Below are 22,615 nucleotides of genomic sequence, written 5' to 3' on the forward strand. Positions count from 1 at the left end.
CGCCCAAGTCTTGCAAAAGAGTTGTGAGGCAAGCAGCAACCACGTCATCATTGAAAAAGCCGACGGAGAGACCCCGTCGGCTTGATCGTTTACCTGATGGATGACTTAAGCCAGCGTATAGGCGGTCTTGACGACTGTGAAGAATTCCGCCGCGTATTTTCCCTGCTCGCGCGGGCCGAAGGAGGAAGCCTTCCGGCCACCGAAGGGCACGTGGAAATCGACGCCAGCGGTCGGAAGGTTGACCATGACCATGCCGGCTTCCGAATCGCGCTTGAAATGGGTGGCATGCTTCAGGCTGGTCGTGGCGATGCCGGCAGACAGGCCGAATGGCGTATCATTGGCAACCGCCAAAGCTTCCTCGTAGTCCTTGACGCGAATGACGGCAGCAACAGGCCCAAAGATCTCTTCGCGCGAGATGCGCATCTGGTTTGTTGCTTCGGTGAACAGCGTCGGCTGCAGGTAGAAGCCGGGGGTATCGCGTTCGATACGCTCTCCACCAAAGGCGAGTTTGGCGCCCTCCTGCTTGCCGATTTCGATGTAATCGCAATCCTGCTGGAGCTGCTTCTCATCGACCACCGGGCCAATATGCGTTCCATCCTTCAGCGCGTGATCGACGTTCAGCTTGCTCAAACGTTCTGTCAAAGCAGCCACGAACTTGTCGTGAATACCTTCCGTGACGATGAGGCGCGAAGAGGCAGTGCAGCGCTGGCCCGTGGAGAAGAAGCCGGAATTGGCAGCCGCTTCGACAGCAACGCCGAGATCTGCATCATCCAGAACCACCATCGGGTTTTTGCCGCCCATTTCCAGTTGGAACTTGCGATTATGCTCGATGGAAGACAGCGCCACGCGTTTGCCGGTTCCGGTGGAGCCGGTAAATGTGATGCCTGCGAGATCCGGGCTATCCAGCATGGCCTGACCAACGACAGAGCCGCGGCCCATCACAAGGTTCAGCACGCCTTTCGGCAGACCCGCACGGTGTAGAATGTCGACGATGGCCCAAGAGCAACCGGGAACCAGATCCGCTGGCTTGAAGACCACCGTGTTTCCATAGGCAAGTGCCGGGGCAATCTTCCAGGCGGGAATGGCGATCGGGAAGTTCCACGGCGTGATGATGCCGATCGGCCCCAGCGGCTCGCGCGTTATTTCGACTCCGATGTTCGGGCGCGCGGACGGTAGCACTTCGCCTGCCAGACGCAGGGTTTCACCGGCAAAGAAATCGAAGATCTGCGCGGCGCGAATGGTCTCGCCAATGCCTTCCGGCAAGGTTTTGCCTTCTTCCTGCGAAAGGAGGCGTCCGAGCTCTTCCTTGCGGGCGAGGATCTCATCCGCCGTCTTCTTCAAAATCGCGTGGCGCTCCAGAATGCCGGAACGGGACCAGGCCGGGAATGCTGCTTTTGCCGCGGCAATAGCCGCTTTGGCATCGTCAGCCGAGGCCTGTGCATAAATGCCCACGACGTTCTTGGTATCGGATGGATTGATGTTTTCCGAACCTTGTTTGCCGACCCATTCACCGGCAATGAGATTTTGATGGATGGTCACGAATGCCTCCCTTTCGCTAGGTGCTTTTCACAGTAATTCCACGATCCGGCAGCCGCCGGATCAGCATCGACCCCTCACTTATCATATATCTCAGTCAAATAAATATGATAAGTTGATTTAAGCATCGGTTCAACCCGCTGGCCCTGTCAGGGTTGAAGGTTTTTGAGCGCGCCCTACATAAGTTGTGACATGAGATCGTCGATCGACGACATGGCGATGCAGGCACATGTCAACTTCAGCTGACGCGCGCCGATCTTGATACCATTAGCATAGGATCGGTAACGGGCTGCAAGGTTTGAACGGTCACGATGCAAAGGAGATGTTTTGCAGGTTCTAGTTCGAGATAACAATGTCGATCAGGCCCTCCGGGTCTTGAAGAAGAAGATGCAGCGTGAAGGTATCTTCCGGGAAATCAAGGCGCGCAGCGCCTATGAAAAGCCGTCCGAAAAGCGCGCACGAGAAAAGTCCGAAGCCATCCGTCGCCAGCGTAAGCTTGCGCGAAAGAAGGCACAGCGTGAAGGCCTTCTGCCGGCGCCCAAGAAAGCAGTTGGCCGAGGAGGCCGCTGATCGGGCGATTTTGCAATTCCGTTTGACGAGAAAGGTAGGTCCCAATGTCCATGGAAGAAGCGACTTTAACCCCCGCCAAGCTCTCGCCGCGCGACCGGGCGGAAGCGACAGACAGGGCGGCGAAGGCCATTATCGACTCTGAGGCGATTGCTCGGGAAAAGAAAACCGAGAAACTTCGCGCCATGCGAATGGCGAGGGCAACGTCCCAACCCGTCAAGACCAAGCGGTAATCCTGCGACTGAAAAGACGAAGCGGCCGACGAGCCGCTTCTTTTTTTGCGCTTTCAAGCGAGATATCGACGGCGTCAACCGCCCTGCTGGACTGGGGATTGCCCTGGCTTGATAACGGGCATATTGCCTGTCTGGGGCGCTGGTTCCACAAGTTCTTGGTCGCCTGTCGCAGGTGGTTTCAGAACTCCTTTGCAATCCGCCAGGCTACCACTCAGGCTTTGCGAAGAAGCATGCTCGTTCGCGGATTGGCCATTGGCTGCCTGACCGTTCTGGGACAATTGTTGTGGTGGCACTTGGCATTTTGTCGTACCACTGGGCGTCTGCGCAAAAGTGCTTGCCGGGACAAGCAAGCTCATCGAGGTAAGTATCGCGATGCAACTGACGCGAAGACCGGCTCGGGATGTGTTGGTCATCTCCATTTCTGCATCCTCCTTGCTACCACAACTGCATCAGCCAGAATGAGGTTCCCGATATTCCCTACGGCACTATCCCGAACTGTCGTGTGATCGGAGACGACCTTGTACTAAAGCAGACAATGTATCGTGTTTTCAGCATTTCCGGGAACTATGCGCCACACCCCTTGTTTGAGGTCGAGAGGGAATGGAGGCAGACATCATGACCAATGTGAACGGACGCGATCGTGTGCAGGCAGAGATGGTACAGTTGATACCAGCACTCAGATCATTCGCTAGACGACTGGACAGAAGCCCGACCAATGTTGACGATCTCGTGCAGGAAACCTTGACGCGCGCCTTGGCGAACCTCGACAAGTTTCAAGAAGGGACCAGCCTGAAATCTTGGATGTTTACGATCCTGCGCAACACGTTCTGCACAAAATTCGGATTATCAAAGCGTGAGACCGTAGGCCTGGAGGATTGCGCATCGGCACGGCCCACCGTCAATGCGCCACAGGAATGGTCTGTCCGCGCCCACGAGTTTCACCGCGCCCTGCTTAGTCTTCCAGAACATTATCGGGATGCCGTCGACATCATCCTGCTGCAGGGCCAGAGCTACGAGGTTGCAGCCGAACGGTGCGGGTGCCCTGTTGGCACGATCAAGAGCCGGGTCAACCGCGCTAGGGCTCAACTGGCATCGCAGTTGAACTAGGTAGAATATTGATAGACTGACATCGAGGGCGGCCACGGCTGCCCTTTTTCATGTCGACCAGAGCGAGGCACATAGGCAAAAATTTGTAATATGACTCGCTTAGCACATCATATAAGATGAGCTCTTTCTTTCTTGGGGAGGAGACGATCATGACATCCTTGGACCTGAAACATCGGCTCGCCGCGCTGATGGCCGCCGCTCTTGCAATGCCGTTGCAGCAAGCAGCCGCTGAGGGAGACCATCTGCGCCAGACGCTGGCAGCCAATGATGGATGGGCCGGAGGAACGTCTGGCGGCGCTGATGCCGTGGATCGTCATATCTACAAGGTCACGAACCGCTCGGAATTGCTGAGCGCTTTGCAGGCTGGTGGGGAGCCGAGCATATCGAAAATCATTCAGGTGAGCGGGACGATCAACCTGTCGGTCGATGATCAGAACAGGGAATTGCTGGAAAAGGACTACGCTGATCCGGGCTATAGCTTCGAGGCCTATAGAACGGCCTACGCACCTTCCACCTGGAATGTGCGGCTGGATGACAAGAAGAAACCGATCCGCGACCTGACAGGACCTCTTGAGGAAGCGCGCAAGCGGTCTGCGGAGAGGCAGAAGGCGCGGGTTGTGATCAAATTGACGTCAAATACGACCCTGATTGGTCTTGGCAAGGATGCCCGGATCACAAAGGGAAACCTCGTGATTGGCGAAGGGACGGAAAACGTCATCATCCGCAATATCACCTTCGAGGATGCCTTCGATTACTTTCCGGCCTGGGATCCCGGTGACAGCTGGAAGATCGAAGCGAGCTATCCCGGCTGCCAGGAGACACGTGTGGATGCAGCCAAGGGGTCGCAACAGTGTCCGGGTGGTCGATGGAATTCGGAGTACGACAACATCTCGATCAGCGGCGGCAAGCGGGTCTGGATCGACCATTGCACCTTCACCGATGGCGAGAGACCCGACCATCTTTTCCCGCCAGTCTACCCCTTCCCCAACAATCTGCCGGAACAGAAGGTGCAGCATCACGACGGACAGGTGGACATCACCAACGGTGCCGATCTGGTGACCCTGACCTACAACCACTTCAGCGGCCACGACAAGACTTCGCTGATCGGCGGCAGTGATAGCCGGACATCGGACGCAGGAAAATTGAATGTCACCTACCGTGTCAACTGGTTTGACAATGCGGGACAACGAAGCCCACGCGTTCGTTTCGGGAAGGTGCACAGCTACAATAACTATTTTACCGGAACGGCTGCCCTGCCGATCAAAGGGGCAAAGGATCTCGAGGAAAAGCATGCACTGGCTCTGAAGGCGAAGGGCGAATATCCGGTCTTCCGCAGCGGCTTCGGCATTGGCAAGGAGTCGGCCATCTACTCGGAGCACAACGTCTTCGAGATCAAGAATGGCGGCCCCGAGACTGCGGTTGCGATCCAGGGCGGCACGCGTTTCTTCGACAATGGCTCTACCGTCAACGGCAAGCCGGTGGATTTCGCCGCTGTCCTGAACCAGGATGCAAAGCAGCCCATATCTTCAGACCTTGGCTGGAAGCCTGACCGCTATGCCCATGCGCCACTTCCCGCAGCGGAAGTTCCGAGCCACGTCCAGGCAAACGCCGGTGCGGGCAAGATGTGAAGGGATCGAGAGGCACCTTCTCCCGCTCGGTCCGCGGGAGAAGGTATACTCCGTTCAGAACGCCGACGCCTGAACGGAAATGCAAATGACAATTACATCTGCTCGGATTGCGCACCGCTTCCCGGCTTGGCCTTGCCCAGCACGGGTTCCGGTCCAAGGGCTGAGGACAGGGGCGTGCTTGTAAACTCGCCTTTGCCATCGATCGAGCGCCCCTCGGACCATCGCCCGGAAACAGGCGGCGCTCCATCTGCCTGGAAGCCGAGGAAGGCATAGGAAAATTCCTGCTTTTCTTCTTCCTGAGGGAAGCTGTTGGGAATGGGAAACGCCCCCTGGTGTCCGCCGAGTTCTTCCAACGCGGCCAGCCATTGGTTCTGGTGCATGGTGTCGCGCGCAATCAGATAGGACAGCATGTCCTTCATGCCCGGATCATTCGTCATATTGTACAGACGAACGGCCAGCACCCTTCCGGTGGACTCAGCCGCAACATTAGCGGTCATATCGGCGGCGATATTGCCGCTTGCATAGATGTGCGACATGTTGAAGGGCACGCCGTCACTGTCTACCGGCATGGCGGAGAGCCCTGCGGACAGAATGTTTTTCATGTTGATACCACCCATGACCATGCTGGCTACGGGATCCTTGGCCACTGCCTCCCTCTCCGAAAGAGGGGCTCCCTCCATGTTGAGAGCAACGGCTGTCGCCAGCATTTCGATATGGCCCAGTTCTTCCGCTGCCGTATTCATCAAAAGATCGCGGAACTTGGGATTTCCTCGTGCTCCACAGGCCTGGAAAAAATACTGCATGGCGACCCGGATCTCGCCTTCCACGCCGCCAATCGCCTGCTGAAGCGCACGGGCAAACAGCGGATCCGGCTTTTCGACACGCACCGGATATTGCAGCTTTCCGTCAGTATAAAACATGATTTTCTCCTTCCTGTTGAGAGCCCGCCCAACAAGAGGTCGTGTCAGAAGTTCCGTGCCCCATTCAAGAACAGGGATTGATGCCCCGATTGCAGTTTTCGTTTGCAAGCGATCCCGCACGGACGCATGTTCACCCACGAATTCAATACAGCGTGAGACAGTCATTCATGTCGGCAGATGCAATTGTTCTGGGTGCGGGTATCATCGGCGTTTCAACCGCCGTGCACCTGGCGAAACGTGGAAAATCCGTTGTTCTGGTGGACCGCCGCGGGCCCGGCGAAGAAACCTCCTATGGCAATGCCGGCCTTATTCAGCGCGAAGGCGTTGTTCCCTATGGCTTTCCTCAGCAGATCGGCATGATCCTGCGCTATGCGCTGAACAACCGGATCGACGCGCACTATCACCTGAGCGCTGTTCCATCGGTCGCGAAGTTTCTGGCGAAGTACTGGCGGAATTCGAATGTCAGCCGGCATCAGGTTATCGCCAAGGCCTATGCGCCTCTCATCGAGCATTCCATCTCCGAACACGACGCCCTGATCCGTGAAGCGGATTGCGAGCATCTGATCAAGAAGGACGGCTGGACGGAAGCGTTCCGCACACAGGCCAAACAGGATGCGGAAGTCCGGGAGGCCGAGCGGCTGAAGCGGGAATACGACCTGAATTTCAAGGTGCTGGATGCCAGGCAACTGGCCGAGAAGGAACCGCATCTTTCAAACGACTTTGTCGGTGGCCTGACATGGGTCGAACCCTGGTCGGTGCTTGATCCGCACGCGCTGACCATGGCCTATGTGAAGCTGCTGGAAAGGCTCGGCGGCCGGTTTGTGCGCGGTGATGCGACGACGCTTGTGCGCACCGGCGCCGGGTGGCGGGTGACGACGGATGAAGGCACAATCGAGGCAAAAGACGTCGTCATCGCTCTCGGCCCGTGGTCTGATACCGTCACGGCACCGCTCGGCTATCGTTTCCTCGTCGGTGTGAAGCGCGGCTACCACATGCATTACGGCACGCGCGACAACAAGGTGTTGAATGGCTGGACCATGGATGCCGAACGCGGTTATTTCCTCGCCCCCATGAACCAAGGCATCAGGCTGACGACCGGCGCCGAATTTGCGCTTCGGGACGCACCAAAAACGCCTGTGCAGCTTGAGCGCGCCGAAGCTGTAGCCCGGACGATCTTTCCGCTTGGCGAGCGCCTTGACCGCGAACCCTGGATGGGAGCGCGCCCCTGTACGCCCGACATGATGCCGATCATCGGCAAGGCGCCGCGTCATGATGGCCTGTGGTTTGCCTTTGGCCATTCGCATCATGGCCTGACGCTCGGGCCGGTCACGGGCCGCCTGATTGCAGAAGCCATCTGTGGCGAAAAGCCTTTCATGGATGCATCCGCCTATCGCCCGGAGCGATTTGCAATCTAGCGGGGAGCCGAATGACGTCCGTATCCGCCCTGTCGAACAATGCTGGTCATGCGAACAGCTGGTACGCGGCATCGGCCCGCGACAGGCGCATTCGGCCTTCGCTGGCTGAAGATCTGCAATGCGATGTGTGTGTCATCGGCGCAGGGTTTACAGGCGTCTCGGCAGCCCTTGCTCTCGCCGAACGGGGTTTCTCCGTGGTCATCCTGGAAGCGGAACGCATCGGCTTCGGTGCGTCCGGACGAAATGGCGGCCAGATCGTCAACGGCTATAGTCGGGATCTGGCAACGATCTCGGCACGCTACGGGAAGGAAAAGGCGGTCAGGCTGGGTGAAATGTCGCTCGAAGGCGGCGCGATCATCCGGGAGCGGATCTCCCGCTACGCTATCGATTGCGATCTGCGGGAGGGCGGTTTCTTCGCAGCCTTTACCCAGAAACAGATGCGCGAGATGGAGGTGCACAAGCAGGACTGGGAGCGCTACGGCCATCCCGGTCTCGAAATGGTCTCGCGATCCGAAGTGGGAGCCTATGTGCAGACTGATCGCTACGCCGGCGGCATGATCGACCGCCTGGGCGGGCATATTCATCCGCTCAATCTGGTTCTTGGAGAAGCGAGGGCCTTCGAACAGCAGAATGGCCGGATCTTCGAGCGCTCTCGCGTTCTGCAGATGGACGATGGCGAGCGACCGGTCGTGCGCACGGCTGCGGGCTCCGTAACTTGTGAATACGTTCTGATCTGCGGCAATGCCTATCTCGCCCCGCAGTTTCCGGCGATCAGCGAGCGCGTGCTCCCTGTCTCTAGCCAGATCATTGCAACGGAGCCGCTCGATCCAGCGCTGGCGCAGTCTCTGCTGCCGGCGGATTTCTGCGTCGAGGACGCAAACTATGTGCTGGACTACTTTCGCCGGACCGCCGATAATCGCATTCTCTACGGCGGCGGCATCGGATACGATGGGCGCGATCCGCATGATATCGCCGAGGCAATCCGGCCAAAGATGCTGAAAACGTTCCCGCAACTGGCCCAGACGCGCATTGATTTTGCCTGGGGCGGAAACTTTGCCCTGACCTTGACCCGTATTCCCCATATCGGGCGCCTCTCACCGCGCGTCTATTTCTCTCACGGCGACAGCGGTCACGGTGTGACGACGACGCATCTTCTGGGCCGCATTCTAGGCGAAGCGGTGGCGGGCCATGCGGAACGCTTCGATGTCTGGGCTTCGCTACCGAACCTGCCCTTCCCCGGAGGAAGCCGCTTCCGCGTGCCGATCACGCAGCTCGGCGCGTGGTGGTATGGGCTGAGAGACCGGCTTGGCATCTGAACGACGTAAAAAAACGCCGATGGAGTGACCACCGGCGTTTCGATGACTGAAATCTGATCTACGACAGGCTTACTTCGAAGGACCTTCGTTGAAGCCCACCTTGTCGACCAGTTCCGATGCCTGCTTGCGATGCTTGGCAATCTCGGTCAGCGCAATCGTATCCGGCTTGATGGTGCCGAAGGACTTGACGATTGCGGATGGCTCAGCGCCCGCCATGACCGGATACTCGAACACCTGCTCGGCATAGATCTTCTGGCCCTCGACCGACGCCAGGAATTCCATCAGCTTCAGCGCGTTGGCCTTGTTGGGAGAATTCTTAGCAAGCGCCATGCCGGACACGTTCACATGCGTTCCGCGATCCTTGACGTTCGGAAACAGAACTTTGATCGACTTCGCCCATTCCTTCTCTTCCGGCGCCTTGTCGTTCGTCATCATCAGGCCGACATAGTAGGTGTTGCCGAGCGAGATGTCGCACTCGCCAGCCATGATGGACTTTGCCTGGCTACGATCATTGCCGTCCGGCTTGCGCGCAAGGTTGTTCTTCAGACCCGTCAGCCATGTCTGCGTATAGTCTGCACCGTGATGGGCGATCATCGAGGCAAAGAGCGCGATGTTATAGGCGTGCTGTCCATCGCGAATGCAGATCTTGCCCTTCCACTTCGGGTCAGCCAGTTCTTCATAGGTGATCTCGGACTGGGCGACGCGATCCTTGGAGGCATAAACCACGCGACCACGGGTGGTGAGGCCAAACCATTCTCCATCCGCATCGCGAAGCGACGCCGGAATGTCCTTGTTGATGAGCGCATTGTCCTTCACCGGCTGAACGACACCGCCATCCTTCGCTTCGGTGAGACGTTGGATATCGATGGTGAGAATCACGTCCGCCGGGGAGTTTACCCCTTCAGCCTTGATCCGCTCCACCAGTCCCTTGTCGAGGAACAGGACGTTGGTTGCAATGCCGGTTTCTTTCGTGAAGCGATCAAGAAGCGGCTTGATCAGTTCCGGTTGACGATAGGAATAGATGTTCACCTCGCCTGCGGCATGAGCGACCGTAGACGACATCAGCGCCAGAGCGCCCGCCAGAGCAATGCGCGTGATTTTTTTCATGAATGTATCCCTCCACTAATAATTCTGGACTGGCTCATTCAGGAAAAGAGGAACACAGTCAACTCACGGCCCTGTGAGGCGCACCTTAAGATGAACAAAATTTTCATATTTTGGAATTGTTCAAAAGAAGCTCAAGGCTTATATGTGTGTCGAACGGAAACACGGAGACTGGCATGCGCTTGACCAAGCAGACGAATTACGCCGTACGTATGCTGATGTACTGCGCAGCGAATGATGGCAACCTGAGCCGCATTCCCGAGATCGCCAAGGCCTATGGCGTTTCCGAACTGTTTCTGTTCAAGATCCTGCAGCCTTTGACAAAGGCAGGCCTCATCGAGACTGTCCGCGGCCGCAATGGTGGGGTTCGCCTCGGCCGTGCTGCCGACAAGATCTCCCTTTTCGACGTCGTGAAGGTGACGGAAGACAGTTTTGCCATGGCAGAATGCTTCGAGGACGGCGCCGTCGAATGTCCCCTTGTCGATAGCTGCGGCCTCAATTCCGCGCTTCGCAAGGCGCTGAATGCCTTCTTCGACGTCCTGACGGAATACTCGATCGACGATCTGGTAAAGGCGCGTCCCCAGATCAACTTCCTGCTAGGGCTCGACGATCTTGCGCCGCGCCCGCGTGCCGCTCTGCCGGCCTGATGACCGCATGGCGCGTTCGCCCGGGTTGAGGCTGAACGCGAGGGCCAACCCCTTGGCTGGTCTGCCACACAGCGCTGCTAGGTGAAAATGTTTTCGAAGGATATCTGGCCGGTTGCCATCACCGCCGCTCTTGGCTCGATTGGCGCCCTGATTGCTTCGGCGCTTTCACTCCCCGCTCCTTATCTCATCGGACCTGCGGCACTGGTCACGCTCGGCAGTCTGGCCGGGCTTGATCTCAAGGTTCCCCACCTTGTACGCAACATCGCCTTCCTGTCGGTCGGCTTGTCGATGGGATCGGGTGTTACGCCGGAGGTTCTTTCAGCGGCACAGGCATGGCCCCTCAGCTTCATCACGCTGGCGGCAATGTCGCTTGCTCTTCTGCTGATCGTCTATGCAGTCCTGAAGGCGATCTTCCGATACGACCCCATGACGTCCATGCTGGCGGCCTGCCCTGGACATCTCAGCTATGTCCTTGCACTGGCTGCGGGGGTCAAGAGCGATCTCGTGAGCGTCGGTGTCATTCAGAGCGTGAGAGTTTTGGCCTTGACGCTTCTCGTGCCCTTGTTTGTCGAGATGAGCGCTCCGATTGGCGCGCCAATGCCGGTGGCTTCCACCACAATCACCCCTCTTGCTCTGTCGATAATGGGAGCGGCGGGCTTCCTGCTTGGACGCGGACTAGGCAGGCTTCGCGTACCGGCTGCTCTGCTGGTTGGCGGAATGGTCGTCTCCAGCACGGCGCACCTTACCCATCTTGTTGAAGGCGGGATCCCGACATGGCTGCAAATTCCGATTTATGTCGTTCTCGGCAGCATGATCGGATCAAGATTTGCGGGTGTTAGCCTATCAGACCTGAAGTCGGCTTGTATGGCAGGTTTGACAGTTACCATCATCGCCGGCGTCATTTCGGTCGCCGTTGCGATGGGTGTATCGCGCATACTTGGCATTCCGCTGTCAGCGGCTCTCATCGCTTTTGCCCCAGGAGGGCTTGAGACCATGGCCGCCATGGCGATTATACTGCATGCCGATCCCGCCTATGTCGGTACGCATCATATTGTAAGACTTATATTTTTGTCATTCCTAATGCCCGCTATGATCGCATGGGTCCGGAAGCGCTAAATAATCATCTACAAAAAACCGTATTCAAAAAATGAGATATTGATGGGTTCCCGCAGTTGAACGCCTGTACAACATGAAGTACTGACAGAGATAAGCGCAAACGTTGCAGACGCGGGCGCGAAGCAGAAATTGTGTTTTGATAACCTGTCAGACGTCAGCTTACACGGGCAGTAAGCTATATGAGCGTCCAAGAACAGAGGAATGCTTCTTCTTTACTAAAGAAGTTAAGATTTCCAAAGTTCCGGCGAGCTACATGCGGGACAGTCGGGATCGTCAGATGCAATCTGGCAATGTGTGATGTCAATGAAGTTCAGTTTAAATCGTTCGATCTGATCTGGCTTCGAGGCGAATGGGATGACTGGAGCGATACGGGGTTCTCCAGTTGAAGATGCGAGAGAGGGTTTCGCTAAACGTGCATTCGCAAGCTTTCCGCAAGGAATACTTGTTATGCTGCCAGGCGCACCTGTTGAGGGGAGACTTAGAATGGACGCAACGGGAAACCAGATGGCCGACAGGCGTGATGTAGGTTCGCATTTTGCCCTGCGCCGCATTCCGAAGCAGGAACGGAGCCGCGAGCGGATCGATGAGATCCTGAAGGTGGCGATGGACCTCATCGGCCAGAAGGGGATCGACGCGGTAACGATGAAGGAAATTGCCAGCCTGTCAGGCGGGCCGATTGCTTCCGTTTATCAGTACTTCCCCAACAAGACGGCAATCATTGCCACACTCTACGAGCGTTACATTTCACAACTGCGTTCGATCCTGGCCGGCGCGCTGCCGCAGATCAACGAAGCGGGTGGCATTGCCGATGCTGCCGAAGAGATGATCACGCTTTATGCGAAGTTCGTGCGCTCCCATCCGCATGTTCAGGATCTGATCAATGCCGTACAGGCGGACAAGCTGCTGGAAGATATCGACATCAAGGAAGCGCGGCAGATCGCCGACATGTTCTGCAAGGCTTCGGAGGCCTTCGTTCCAGCCAATCTGCGTGAGGAATTTGTTCGTACGGCCTTTGTCATGTGCCACCTGACGGTCAGCATGGTACGACTGGCGATCAAGGTCGCAGACGACGAAGGCGACCAGATCGTTTCCGATTTCAAGGCGTCGATCCGTCATCAGTTGAGCCGTTTCGTCAGCAAGTGACGTAAACGCGTCCGCTGACTGGTATATTGAATGGCCCTGCCCGACCGGCGGGGCCGTTTTCGTTTCAAAGCGTGTCGCGATCCTTCAGATTCGCTCCTGACGCTTCAAGTCTCTTTTCATCACATGTCGTTGTCGCAAAACCGCTGCACAGTTTTGGCTACGACATGTAAGACGCACAAAAAAGGCGGCTCCGCGAGCCGCCTTTCTGGTCTGATCGAATGATAATTACTTCATTGTCGGCATGACGAACTGGGCGCCTTCCTTGATGCCGGAAGGCCAACGGCTGGTCACCGTCTTGGTCCGGGTCCAGAACTTGATGGAATCCGTGCCGTGCTGATTGAGATCGCCGAAGGATGAAGACTTCCAGCCACCGAAGGAGTGATAGGCCAGCGGAACCGGGATCGGAACGTTGACGCCCACCATGCCGATATTGATGCGGCTGGCGAAGTCGCGGGCTGCATCACCATCGCGGGTGTAGATGGCAACGCCATTGCCGTATTCATGCTTCATCGGCAGATCGAGTGCTTCTTCGTAGGTCTTGGCGCGGACGACCGAGAGAACGGGACCAAAGATCTCGGTCTTGTAGATGTCCATGTCCGGCGTCACGTTGTCGAACAGGCAGCCGCCGACGAAGTAGCCGTTTTCATAGCCCTGCAGCTTGAAGTCTCGACCATCGACCACAAGCTTTGCACCTGCTTCGACACCGCTGTCGATGAGGCCCAGAATACGATCGCGCGCTTCCTTGGTGACAACCGGTCCAAGGTCGGCCCTGTCATCGGTATAAGGACCGATGCGAAGGCTTTCCACCATGGGTGTGAGTTTCTCGATGAGGCGGTTTGCCGTATCTTCGCCCACCGGCACAGCGACGGAGATTGCCATGCAACGCTCGCCGGCAGAGCCATAGCCAGCCCCCATCAGCGCGTTGGCAGCCTGATCGAGGTCCGCATCCGGCATGATGATCATGTGATTCTTGGCGCCACCGAAGCACTGGGCGCGCTTGCCGTTCATGGCCGCCGTTCCGTAGACATAACGAGCGATCGGCGTGGAGCCGACGAAGGAAACGGCGCCGATGTCCGGATGGGTGAGGATGCCATCGACAGCCGACTTGTCACCGTTGACGACGTTGAGAATGCCTTCCGGCAAACCAGCCTCGATCATCAGTTCGGCCAGACGGATCGGAACCGAAGGGTCGCGCTCGGATGGCTTCAGAATGAAGGCGTTGCCGCAGGCGATTGCCGGCGCGAACATCCACATCGGGATCATGGCCGGGAAATTGAACGGCGTAATGCCTGCGCCGACGCCGACAGCCTGGCGGATCGAGTACATATCGATGTTCGGACCAGCGCCTTCCGTGAACTCGCTCTTGGACAGATGCGGAATGCCGATGACGAATTCGCAGACTTCCAGCCCGCGGATGATATCGCCCTTGGCATCTTCGATCGTCTTGCCGTGCTCGCGCGACAGCATTTCGGCGAGCGAATCCATGTTATCATTCAACAATTGAACGAACTTCATAAACACGCGTGCGCGGCGTTGCGGGTTCATGGCAGCCCATTTCGGCTGCGCAGCCTTGGCGCTGGCAACAGCAGCGTTCAGCTCTTCCTGGCTGGCAAGAGCGACTTCACCCTGCACTTCGCCTGTCGCGGGATTGAAGATGCCCTGCTTGCGGCCCGACGTACCGGCGACCTTCTTGCCGTCGATGAAATGTCCGATTTGATACATGGTGTTCCTCCAGTGTTGTGGCCGCAGTATGCGCTTTCATTTGCACAAGACAACACCATGATTTACGCATCCATTGTGCAAATTTTATAGTGCAGGGCAGGACCAATGGATTGGGACAATGTGCGCATTTTTCTCGCCGTCGCTCGTGAAGGCCAGTTGCTTTCGGCATCCCGGAGGCTCGGGCTCAATCATGCGACGCTCGGGCGGCGCATCAATGCGCTTGAAGAGCAATTGCGGACTCGGCTACTGATCCGCAAGCCCAGTGGATGCGATCTCACGGCTGAGGGTCATGCCTTTTATGCCACGGCGGAACGCATGGAGGCCGAGATGCTGGCGGCGCAGGCACGAGCGGGCAATGTCGATGCTCCTATCGACGGCATTGTGAGGATTGGCGCTCCGGATGGCTTCGGCGTATCATTTCTGGCCCCAAGACTCGGACCTCTGATGCGGCGGCATCCGAACCTGCGCATCCAACTGGTGCCCGTTCCGCGTTCCTTCTCGCTCTCTTCCCGAGAGGCGGATATTGCCATTACTGTCGAGCAGCCCTCGCAGGGGCGACTGATCTGCGCCCGCCTGACCGATTACACGCTCGGACTTTATGCATCCGAGGATTATCTCAAGCGGCACGACGCCCCGCGCGATGTCGAAGACCTGCGACATCATGCAAGGATCGGTTATGTGGAAGATCTGATCTTTTCCCCGTCACTGAATTTCACCGGTGAAATCATGCGCAACTGGGATGCCAGTTTCGAGATCTCCAGCGCAATCGGTCAAACGGAGGCGGTTCGCTCAGGCGCTGGTATCGGCATCCTGCACGATTACATCGCAAGCCAGGTGCCGGAACTGCGCCGCATTCTTCCGGCCATTTCAATCCGCCGCGCCTACTGGACGAATTATCACGAGAGCCTGCGTGACATGGCACGCATCAGGACCGTCGTTTCGTTTCTACAGGAGATCGTCGGACAAAACAGGGCACGTTTCGTGACCGAATAACAGCGTCAACCATAAAGGGGGAATGGTACGGTTGGGGGGTCTCGAACCTCCGACCTCAGGTGCCACAAACCTAAAGCCTAGCGTTATTGCAAGATTCCGATCGATATCGATGTCTTTTATTTTCGCGCTATTTTGTTGACATAAATAGACTTTTCTCGTTATCTACCGTTAATCCAAGACATTGATCACCTCGCCGCTCGCCTATTGAAAGACCCAAAATCGGAGGGGCAGATGTTCCAGACGTGTTCCAGAAAACGAGCTAACGACTTCAATGGCCACCATTTCCGACAAAGCCGATCTTCGCCCCTCTCATCTCGCCGACTTCCTAAAGAAGGCAAGTCCTGGGCATAAAGGCAGCCATTACATCACCGACCTGAAGTGCACCGGCCTTTCCCTCCGCCTCAAGAATGAGAAGGTTGCATTCTTTCTGCGATATAAGGGGATCAACAAAACCCTCGGGTGGGCCCACGAAGGGGAAGCTTGGTACATCCCCTCGATCAAGGCTGCGCGAGAACTTGCAGAGAAGGTGAAGCGTCAGATCGATTTCGGCGGAGACGCCCACGCGGAGGAATTCCTTCGGCAGCATCACCACGCCGTGGAAAACAACCTTGGCCTCTCTCACGATGACATCATTCGGGAAATGCGCCCAAAGGCCGGTACGTGGACCCTGCGTCGGTGCATCGAGAAGACCATCGAGGACAAGACGGCGGAAAACGCAGCGAAGCCATGGAGAGCGACGACCATCTCCACATTGAATTCGACATTCGCGAAACCCGAATTCAAAGACCTCCTCGACATGCCGGCCGTCAATATCAAGCGCGCAGATATCGAGAGCATTCGCGACGTCATGCTGAAGAAGCATGCATCCCCCTCCCCCGCAGGAAAAGCGGTTTCGAACGTCAGTACCATTCTCAGCCACTGCCAGTCCGTCCACGGCGGACTGTCGGGATTGGATCGGGTTGAGCCGTGGTGGAAACTCTTAACGGTCGGGCGGACGGTGAAGCCCCGGACCAGAAATCCGGGGCTGGAAGGGCTAGCGAAAACGCTCGTCCTCGTCGACACCTACACGACGAGACGCCTGCCTGGGCGCTTAGACGCCAAGCATGACCACAAGTACGGGATTCGTGACGGTGTTGCCGCCGCCTTCCACTGGGTATGCCTAACGGCGCAGAGGCAGGGAGCCGCCTTGGCAATTCGCAAAGCCTTCTACGTTCCGGACCCGGAAAATGAAGGCTGGTATCTGGCCGCATGGGGAGAAGGGATCATGAAGGCCGGCGTGGCCCACATCCTGCCCATCCCTCCCCGGCTGGTCCAGCACATGGCCAAAAAGCTCGCGCTCGTGAACAGGGCAGATAGCGAGTGGCTTTTCCCCTCTGAGCGCGGCGAGGAAGATATCCATATCCACCGGTCGTCTACACTTGCCGTCTGCCAGCGGTTGGCCGCAAGAGATACGCTTGCGAAGAAGCGCAAGACCGCTGTCGACCTCTTCGCGACGAACGGCATCAGATGGTGGACGCCACATGATCTGCGCACCACGATCACCAAGACGCTGGACCAAGCCGGCATTCCGGGGGGCGCATCTGTGGTACTTGCTCACGAAATAAGACGCACCGACAAACTGGACGCCGAAGACGACGACTCGCGCGAGCAGCGGATTGCCCGGATCACGAGGTTGGCTTACGGAGGTGCGCAACACCTACACCTGAAGCGCAAAGCCATGTCGATTTGGACAGACGCGGTACTGGATGCATACCTAGAGCTTAGAAGAAAAGATATGCAGTCCTGACATTCATAGCCGACGAGAGGCGATCACCAAGCTACGTGCAAGGATGACACCTCGGCGAATACAGATACAGAACTTGCTAGACGACGGTGCCGAACCAATCTATAAGCGCCTACGTCTTGAGTAGGCGTCGTGGGGGTGATTAGCTCAGTTGGTAGAGCAGCTGACTCTTAATCAGCGGGTCGTAGGTTCGAGCCCTACATCACCCACCATCTCAACTCTTCGAAGCGGGCGGGGAGAGCTCGTCTAGAACGTCGAGTAGGAACTTCCGGATTGTCTCACATCCAGTATCGGCGTCGTCGGGCCGAATGGAGAACGCTCCTAGCCCTGGGATGACTTCGTGGTATTCCTGCCACAAGAAATTTCGGTGACCCGAGCCGTATCCAGGGTATAAAACGTAGGCTCCCTTGGATCGTCTGATAGCATCTTTATAAGCGTGCATCTTCAGTAAATCACCTCGGGTGTATCTTCCTACCCGCTGGCTCCTCTTTTCTTCATCAACGTCTATTTCGGGATCACCAAAAAGCTCCTTGAGTTGATCAACGCTATACTTTGCATCGAAGTGCAAATGTATGAGCTTGCCATTCGCAGCCGCCTCATTTTGATCGAAGGCGGACGGCCAGATGGAAATCGTGAAATCTGGGCGCATTTTTCTCGACCATGAATCCGCGCTCCCAGAGTCAAAGAACGTCAAACGTTTGAAATTTGGCTTCGAAGGGCCGTCGGAAAACGTCCGATTGTAGCTGAACTGAAGCTTCCACTCATCACCATTGTGTCTGAAGGCTACTCCCGGCAGCGGCAGAACCTCACCGGACTTCACTTTTAACCCAAACCCGTCTGACCTCGGAACCACGATTGTGTTGATCACTTCTTCTCGCGCCACACCAAACCAAGGTTCCAACGCCCTGAGCAATACAAAGAAAAGCCAGTATTCGTACAGGGCCGCCGCGTTTCTGCTGCCCGCGCTGATGACATCATCTAATCCGCCCCAGGTCAGACGCCCCGCAGCGTTGAACTTGAGCCACGCTTCAAGGACTTCGCGATACCCAGCCTTCCGCTGCAGCACTGGGCTGCCAAGCGGCAGCTCAGTGAGATGGGATACGTCCTGGAAGAGGTCATGGCTGCGGTATTCCTCCATGCGCTGGAGCAATGGTCCGATCTCCCGGCCGACGAAGTGCACAGCGGCCCTACCCTTAGATTGCAGGATCGTGGACATTGTGGTGAGAAGCTCAATGAACTGTTCGATGACAAACAGAACGAAGCGGTTCTCCGGGGTGTCGTGCGTCTCCACAACGGCGCTGCTATATATGTAGCGAGGCACGGTGGGTAGAGATGCGCTTAAAGGATGGGAGGGACCTAATCGTTCACGAGGATAGCGCGAAGCGATCTGCCGGCCGATCTCGGCACCTCCACTGACCGGCCTTGAGGCTGAGCGCTCTTCATGTGTTGCGACGAGTCGACTATGGGGCTGGGCCAAGACCTGCTGCATCGCGGCTCGGAAGTCCGCGCTGTCGATGAGCGAGCGGAGAAAGAAAAATTGCTGTTGAAGTGAGTCACTATCTTTCGTGAGATCGAAATCTACGTCAACGGACGACGGGGAGAACATGGCGAGAAGCAAGTCAAGTGAGACGTTCGCAATGTCGTCAAGCATGCTCCGGTAGTCGCTCCGGAAATCAAGCTTTCTGGACCGGACCTCAACTCTTGCCGAGCCAACTCGCTGGCCGGCTCGGAGAAGGTGTAGCTGTAGCGATCCGACGTAGAGGCCAGGCGTCAGCATTCCGCGGTCAAGATCAACAGCTCCGACCATAAAGCGTTGGAGAATGCCAGGAATCGGCTCCAGCTCCAATCCAGCATCCTTGACCTCATAGTGGTATGTGCGCCCCTCAAGTAGTTGGATGGGCTCCTCGCCGTACTCAAGCGCTTCCGACACCGGCAATACCTTGATCGCATCAAGATCGCTTTCGCGGGCGACGATCAGCAGTTCGGTTACCCGATGGCCTTGATCATCCTCAAAGGCAAGGCACGTGAGCAAGAGCTAGCCCTCTGCGAAGCTAACAAAGCCAGTCGATTTGACCTTCATCAGCATGCGTTCAATTTTCCTGTGTGAAAGAGGAAGGAAAGGCGTCGCAGTAAGTTCGTCTGTGGTCCCAGCCTGCGCGATACCCTTGGAAGCGGCAATTGCAGCGTTCAGCCCCGTGAGGTTTTTGATCCCGGCCGGTTCCCACTCATGTCTCTCTTGGCAGTATGCTCGAAGCTTGAGCAACAGGGGTTCAACGCGCTTGCGTGCTCCATGGATACGGGGCAGAATTTTCTGAAGCACTTGATGGTCCAATGCTGTAGCCAGTACTGCGTAGCGTGCCACGTCTGTCGCAGCCTGCCTCGCTTCAAAAATAAACCAGAAGTATCGCGTTATCTCCTGGGCGCTACGGAAACCGAATTCCATCTCCTCCTCTGCAAGTAGATTGAAGAGGAGCATGATCTCTGCGGCGGCGGGGTTCCGAACAGCTTCAGGTAGTTCTGCGGGAGTCACTTTGAACTGCTGGGCTTCGACAAGGACGTTGCCAAAGCTGCTGCCGTTGCTATCAATTCGGCTAGTAGAGGACTTCGCTCCGCCGAGGAAAGCGAGCATAGCTTCTCCAGACGTCCTGAACTCAATTACATTCGCACGATCCAGCACCTTCGGAGAAAACATGTAGGTCGTCTCGTCAACATTGACCGTACCAATCACGAACAGGTTCGGGGGCAGATTGGGCAGCTGACCAGGGATGCCATCTCTTGGCTTGGCATCGCCGTGCAAGTAGATGGGCTCTTGCGGCGATTCAATAGCGGACAGGAAATCAGCAAAATAACGCTCGACGTGTGAGAGGTTCATTTCATCGAGCACGATGAAATACGGCTGCTTGGGGTCCTTAATCGCCCTGATCAGTACATCGAGGACTTTCGTCCGGATATATCGGCTCTCATTTAGGGCATCCGCATATCCAAGAACATGCTCATTGGAAGTCCAATTCGCCCCCACCGCTACAACAGCGTACTGCTCAGGGCTTGTGGTACACCAACGAAGAAAGGATCGTGCAAGTAACGTTTTTCCCGATCCCGACAAACCAGTCAATATTAGGAATCTTTTGGAAAAGAGGGCCAGAAGCAGCCTTTCATCAACGTTCTGAACCACAGCGTACCCTGACGAAGAGAGATCGCTTCTCCAGCTTTCCGCCATGCTCTTGTACTGCATCAGGACCTCTCCTGCGTTGTCGTATACTGTCCTGGCTAAATCAATTATTGCCCCCGCCTTTTCCGCGGCAATGATCCACATGCTGCGATTGGCAGGGCCCAAGGCCGCCAGTGCTTCGGAATAGGCTGCCTGCTCTACAGGACTCACGGGTCGATCCGGTTGATCGACCCCTTTCAAGACGATGAATGAAAGGGTGGATGTCGAGCGGTCGAATGCCATGAGCAAGAGGTCATCCTCGCGTACATCGTACAGCTCGCCAGGGATGGCGTCTCCTGCCAGCCGCCAGTTCTTTCCGCCACCTTGAAGTCGGATCGTTCGCCGATCAGTAAGTATCTTCCGCGTCTGCGCCGGCGTGCCGTCTAGGAAGCGTGTGTTTATTTCGATAGGTTTTTCACTGGCCGGAGCGAGATTGGGAAACCAGTCGGCAAGCACATCCCTATTGATATTTATGGCACGCTCTCTGCCAGAGGCCTCGCCCAGTGTTTCCCGGGTACGGTGGAACCAGCCCAAGTTCGAGGGGGCAAGTTTGCGCGCAGCGTAAACGACATCCACTGCGTTCATTCAGCTGCAGCCGCATGATGGGCCGGACTCGCCTCGGCGAGCTGCTGCTTCAATTGTGAAGCGACAGCGAATGCGAGCAATGGCGGCACGGCATTCCCAATCTGCGTCAACTGGGTATTCATGCTACCCGCGAGACGGAAAGCGTCTGGAAAGGATTGTATACGTGCAGCTTCCCGCAGAGAAATCCCACGCGCCTGCTCGCCGTCGAAATGGATGTGGGAATAAGCATCTTTCCCGATGTGCGCGGGCAAAGTTCTCGCGGGTTGATCACGCCACATTTTGCGGAACTTGTTGGGGTAGCGATTGTCTTTGTACGGAGGCACAGTTGCAGCAAACAGGTCCTTGTACTCTTCGTCGGTCTCGACAAGCTTCCGCTTCAGCTTCTTCTCTAACCGTGCCAACCGTTCGCCAAAAATCTCATTTGCGGTTGCTAAGGCCTCTGGGTACATTCCACCTTCGGGCATGCGCCTAAAGGTCTCATAGTCTCTCGGCGTGTAGCGTATCACATGTCCCGTGAAAGTTGACCCCGCCTTGAAATGCGGCCACTCCTTCATCGATCGAGTGAAGGCGGTTTCATTCCCATTGTATTCGAATAATTCAGCGATATCGCGAGGGTTCCCTTTCCCTTTCTTTCCATCGAGATGTGATGTGATCTTCGGCAGGTCAGCAAAGGCGTCCGAAACGGTCACCGCTGGAGCCAGCTGGGGCAGAGCATTGGCATGATCAACGAAATGATCGAAGGGAGGCAGGACCTGTAAATGCCCCTTCCCGGATCGGGAAGTCGAATACCCACCTGGGATTTCACAGTGATGCGCGATCAATGGAAACTCCGGGATCGTGGAAAGCTCCTTTCGGATGCCTATGATTATCATGCGCTCGCGCAGTTGCGGAACGCCATACCATGCCGCATTCAAGAGACAATAGCGCGTCGAATAGCCAAGTTCATCAGCGGTAGCAGCCACTTCCTCGGCTACATTGCGGCCAACAAACTTGCCAATCTCGCGAACGTTTTCCATCACAAATGCGACGGGCTTCAAAGACGCAACGAAACGGAGATAGTGGTGGTACATCGAGGCCCGCTGGTCCTCGCCGTGAGCGTGGTCCTTGCCGGCCAACCGCCAGAGGGCAGCACGACCGAGTCGCGAAAATGCCTGGCACGGAGGGCCACCGACAATCACATCAACCCGCTCACCGACTTCGCCATGATGTCGCAGATGCGCCACCGCATCCTCTGGCTCGAGTGTCGTGATATCTGAAAAACTCCGATAGTCTCCCTCGGGAACTAACCGCGCGAAATTCAGCTCATGCGACGCCCGGGCGTAATCATTGATCTCAACAGCAGCTACAGACCGAAAGCCTGCCCTGTCGAACCCCAGACTCATCCCCCCACACCCCGCGAACAAATCGAGAGTGCGAAAATACCCCCTCTCATCAGCTCGCCGGAGTTTTTCAAGAATCAGCGGCTTATCACCTGCTCTTTTATTCAATTCATCGCTCGCACAATCAGCATCAGTGATGGTTCGCCCATTTAAGTGGCGATTCGTCGATGATTCATATCATCATTCAATTTGCAACGCATTGGAGCTGCCAGC

General features: G+C 56.6%; 18 protein-coding genes and 1 tRNA gene. 12 read left to right on the forward strand and 7 right to left on the reverse strand.

Annotation, left to right across the window (positions count from 1 at the left end; all coding sequences use genetic code 11):
• Positions 1-105: 105 nt before the first annotated feature.
• A complete protein-coding gene (locus tag G6N80_RS07855; protein WP_165132870.1) occupies positions 106-1,539 on the reverse strand; it encodes an aldehyde dehydrogenase family protein in 1,434 nt (477 codons plus the stop codon).
• Positions 1,540-1,863: 324 nt separating this feature from the next.
• Between G6N80_RS07855 and rpsU the strand changes: the two genes are divergently transcribed.
• The 4 genes from rpsU to G6N80_RS07875 all read left to right on the forward strand — a co-directional run bounded on the left by rpsU (position 1,864) and on the right by G6N80_RS07875 (position 5,071).
• A complete protein-coding gene (gene rpsU, locus G6N80_RS07860) occupies positions 1,864-2,106 on the forward strand; it encodes a 30S ribosomal protein S21 (protein ID WP_062555416.1) in 243 nt (80 codons plus the stop codon).
• Between the two features lie 44 nt (positions 2,107-2,150).
• Complete coding sequence (locus tag G6N80_RS07865; RefSeq protein ID WP_062555415.1) at positions 2,151-2,336, forward strand: hypothetical protein; 186 nt, start codon at positions 2,151-2,153, stop codon at positions 2,334-2,336.
• A gap of 615 nt (positions 2,337-2,951) precedes the next feature.
• Entirely contained in the window at positions 2,952-3,443 is a 492-nt protein-coding gene (locus G6N80_RS07870) for a sigma-70 family RNA polymerase sigma factor (RefSeq protein WP_062555505.1), read from the forward strand.
• Between the two features lie 149 nt (positions 3,444-3,592).
• Positions 3,593-5,071, forward strand: coding sequence for a pectate lyase family protein (locus G6N80_RS07875; RefSeq protein ID WP_206531710.1), 1,479 nt, complete (start codon positions 3,593-3,595; stop codon positions 5,069-5,071).
• A 92-nt stretch (positions 5,072-5,163) separates the two neighbouring features.
• Here G6N80_RS07875 and G6N80_RS07880 read toward each other — a convergent pair whose 3' ends face one another.
• Positions 5,164-5,991, reverse strand: a complete 828-nt coding sequence (locus tag G6N80_RS07880) for a manganese catalase family protein (protein ID WP_062555414.1) — start codon at positions 5,989-5,991, stop codon at positions 5,164-5,166.
• Positions 5,992-6,158: 167 nt separating this feature from the next.
• On the opposite strand from G6N80_RS07880, the gene G6N80_RS07885 reads away from it, so the two are divergent.
• Positions 6,159-7,406, forward strand: a complete 1,248-nt coding sequence (locus tag G6N80_RS07885; protein WP_165132873.1) for an NAD(P)/FAD-dependent oxidoreductase — start codon at positions 6,159-6,161, stop codon at positions 7,404-7,406.
• A gap of 11 nt (positions 7,407-7,417) precedes the next feature.
• The gene (locus G6N80_RS07890; protein ID WP_062555412.1) at positions 7,418-8,722 is read left to right on the forward strand and encodes an NAD(P)/FAD-dependent oxidoreductase; all 1,305 of its coding nucleotides are present in this window, start codon (positions 7,418-7,420) and stop codon (positions 8,720-8,722) included.
• Positions 8,723-8,791: 69 nt separating this feature from the next.
• Here G6N80_RS07890 and G6N80_RS07895 read toward each other — a convergent pair whose 3' ends face one another.
• Positions 8,792-9,829 (reverse strand): Fe(3+) ABC transporter substrate-binding protein, encoded by a 1,038-nt coding sequence (locus G6N80_RS07895; RefSeq protein ID WP_165132876.1) that lies wholly within the window; start codon positions 9,827-9,829, stop codon positions 8,792-8,794.
• Positions 9,830-10,002: 173 nt separating this feature from the next.
• Between G6N80_RS07895 and rirA the strand changes: the two genes are divergently transcribed.
• From rirA to G6N80_RS07910, 3 genes are all read left to right on the forward strand, one after another.
• Entirely contained in the window at positions 10,003-10,473 is a 471-nt protein-coding gene (rirA, locus tag G6N80_RS07900; RefSeq protein ID WP_062555410.1) for an iron-responsive transcriptional regulator RirA, read from the forward strand.
• A gap of 87 nt (positions 10,474-10,560) precedes the next feature.
• Complete coding sequence (locus G6N80_RS07905; RefSeq protein ID WP_165132879.1) at positions 10,561-11,589, forward strand: AbrB family transcriptional regulator; 1,029 nt, start codon at positions 10,561-10,563, stop codon at positions 11,587-11,589.
• A 483-nt stretch (positions 11,590-12,072) separates the two neighbouring features.
• On the forward strand, positions 12,073-12,732 hold the full coding sequence (locus G6N80_RS07910; RefSeq protein ID WP_244484759.1) for a TetR/AcrR family transcriptional regulator: 660 nt from the start codon (positions 12,073-12,075) through the stop codon (positions 12,730-12,732).
• Positions 12,733-12,957: 225 nt separating this feature from the next.
• Here G6N80_RS07910 and G6N80_RS07915 read toward each other — a convergent pair whose 3' ends face one another.
• A complete protein-coding gene (locus G6N80_RS07915; RefSeq protein WP_165132882.1) occupies positions 12,958-14,454 on the reverse strand; it encodes a CoA-acylating methylmalonate-semialdehyde dehydrogenase in 1,497 nt (498 codons plus the stop codon).
• A 105-nt stretch (positions 14,455-14,559) separates the two neighbouring features.
• Between G6N80_RS07915 and G6N80_RS07920 the strand changes: the two genes are divergently transcribed.
• The 3 genes from G6N80_RS07920 to G6N80_RS07930 all read left to right on the forward strand — a co-directional run bounded on the left by G6N80_RS07920 (position 14,560) and on the right by G6N80_RS07930 (position 17,442).
• Positions 14,560-15,447 (forward strand): LysR family transcriptional regulator, encoded by an 888-nt coding sequence (locus G6N80_RS07920; RefSeq protein ID WP_062555407.1) that lies wholly within the window; start codon positions 14,560-14,562, stop codon positions 15,445-15,447.
• A gap of 271 nt (positions 15,448-15,718) precedes the next feature.
• Positions 15,719-17,233 carry a site-specific integrase gene (locus tag G6N80_RS07925; protein ID WP_165132885.1) on the forward strand — a complete coding sequence of 505 codons (1,515 nt, stop codon included), beginning with the start codon at positions 15,719-15,721 and terminating at the stop codon, positions 17,231-17,233.
• Positions 17,234-17,366: 133 nt separating this feature from the next.
• Positions 17,367-17,442, forward strand: a tRNA-Lys gene (locus G6N80_RS07930).
• A 2-nt stretch (positions 17,443-17,444) separates the two neighbouring features.
• On the opposite strand, the gene G6N80_RS07935 is transcribed toward G6N80_RS07930, so the two are convergent.
• From G6N80_RS07935 to G6N80_RS07945, 3 genes are read right to left on the reverse strand one after another with little or no spacing between them, the layout of a single operon-like run.
• Positions 17,445-19,262, reverse strand: a complete 1,818-nt coding sequence (locus G6N80_RS07935; RefSeq protein WP_165132888.1) for a DUF2357 domain-containing protein — start codon at positions 19,260-19,262, stop codon at positions 17,445-17,447.
• Positions 19,263-19,265: 3 nt separating this feature from the next.
• On the reverse strand, positions 19,266-21,023 hold the full coding sequence (locus tag G6N80_RS07940) for an McrB family protein (RefSeq protein ID WP_165132891.1): 1,758 nt from the start codon (positions 21,021-21,023) through the stop codon (positions 19,266-19,268).
• On the reverse strand, positions 21,020-22,510 hold the full coding sequence (locus G6N80_RS07945) for a DNA cytosine methyltransferase (protein ID WP_165132894.1): 1,491 nt from the start codon (positions 22,508-22,510) through the stop codon (positions 21,020-21,022). Before G6N80_RS07945 ends, G6N80_RS07940 begins: the two co-directional genes overlap by 4 nt.
• Positions 22,511-22,615: the final 105 nt, after the last annotated feature.

This window comes from Rhizobium rhizoryzae (assembly GCF_011046895.1).
GTDB lineage: Bacteria > Pseudomonadota > Alphaproteobacteria > Rhizobiales > Rhizobiaceae > Neorhizobium > Neorhizobium rhizoryzae.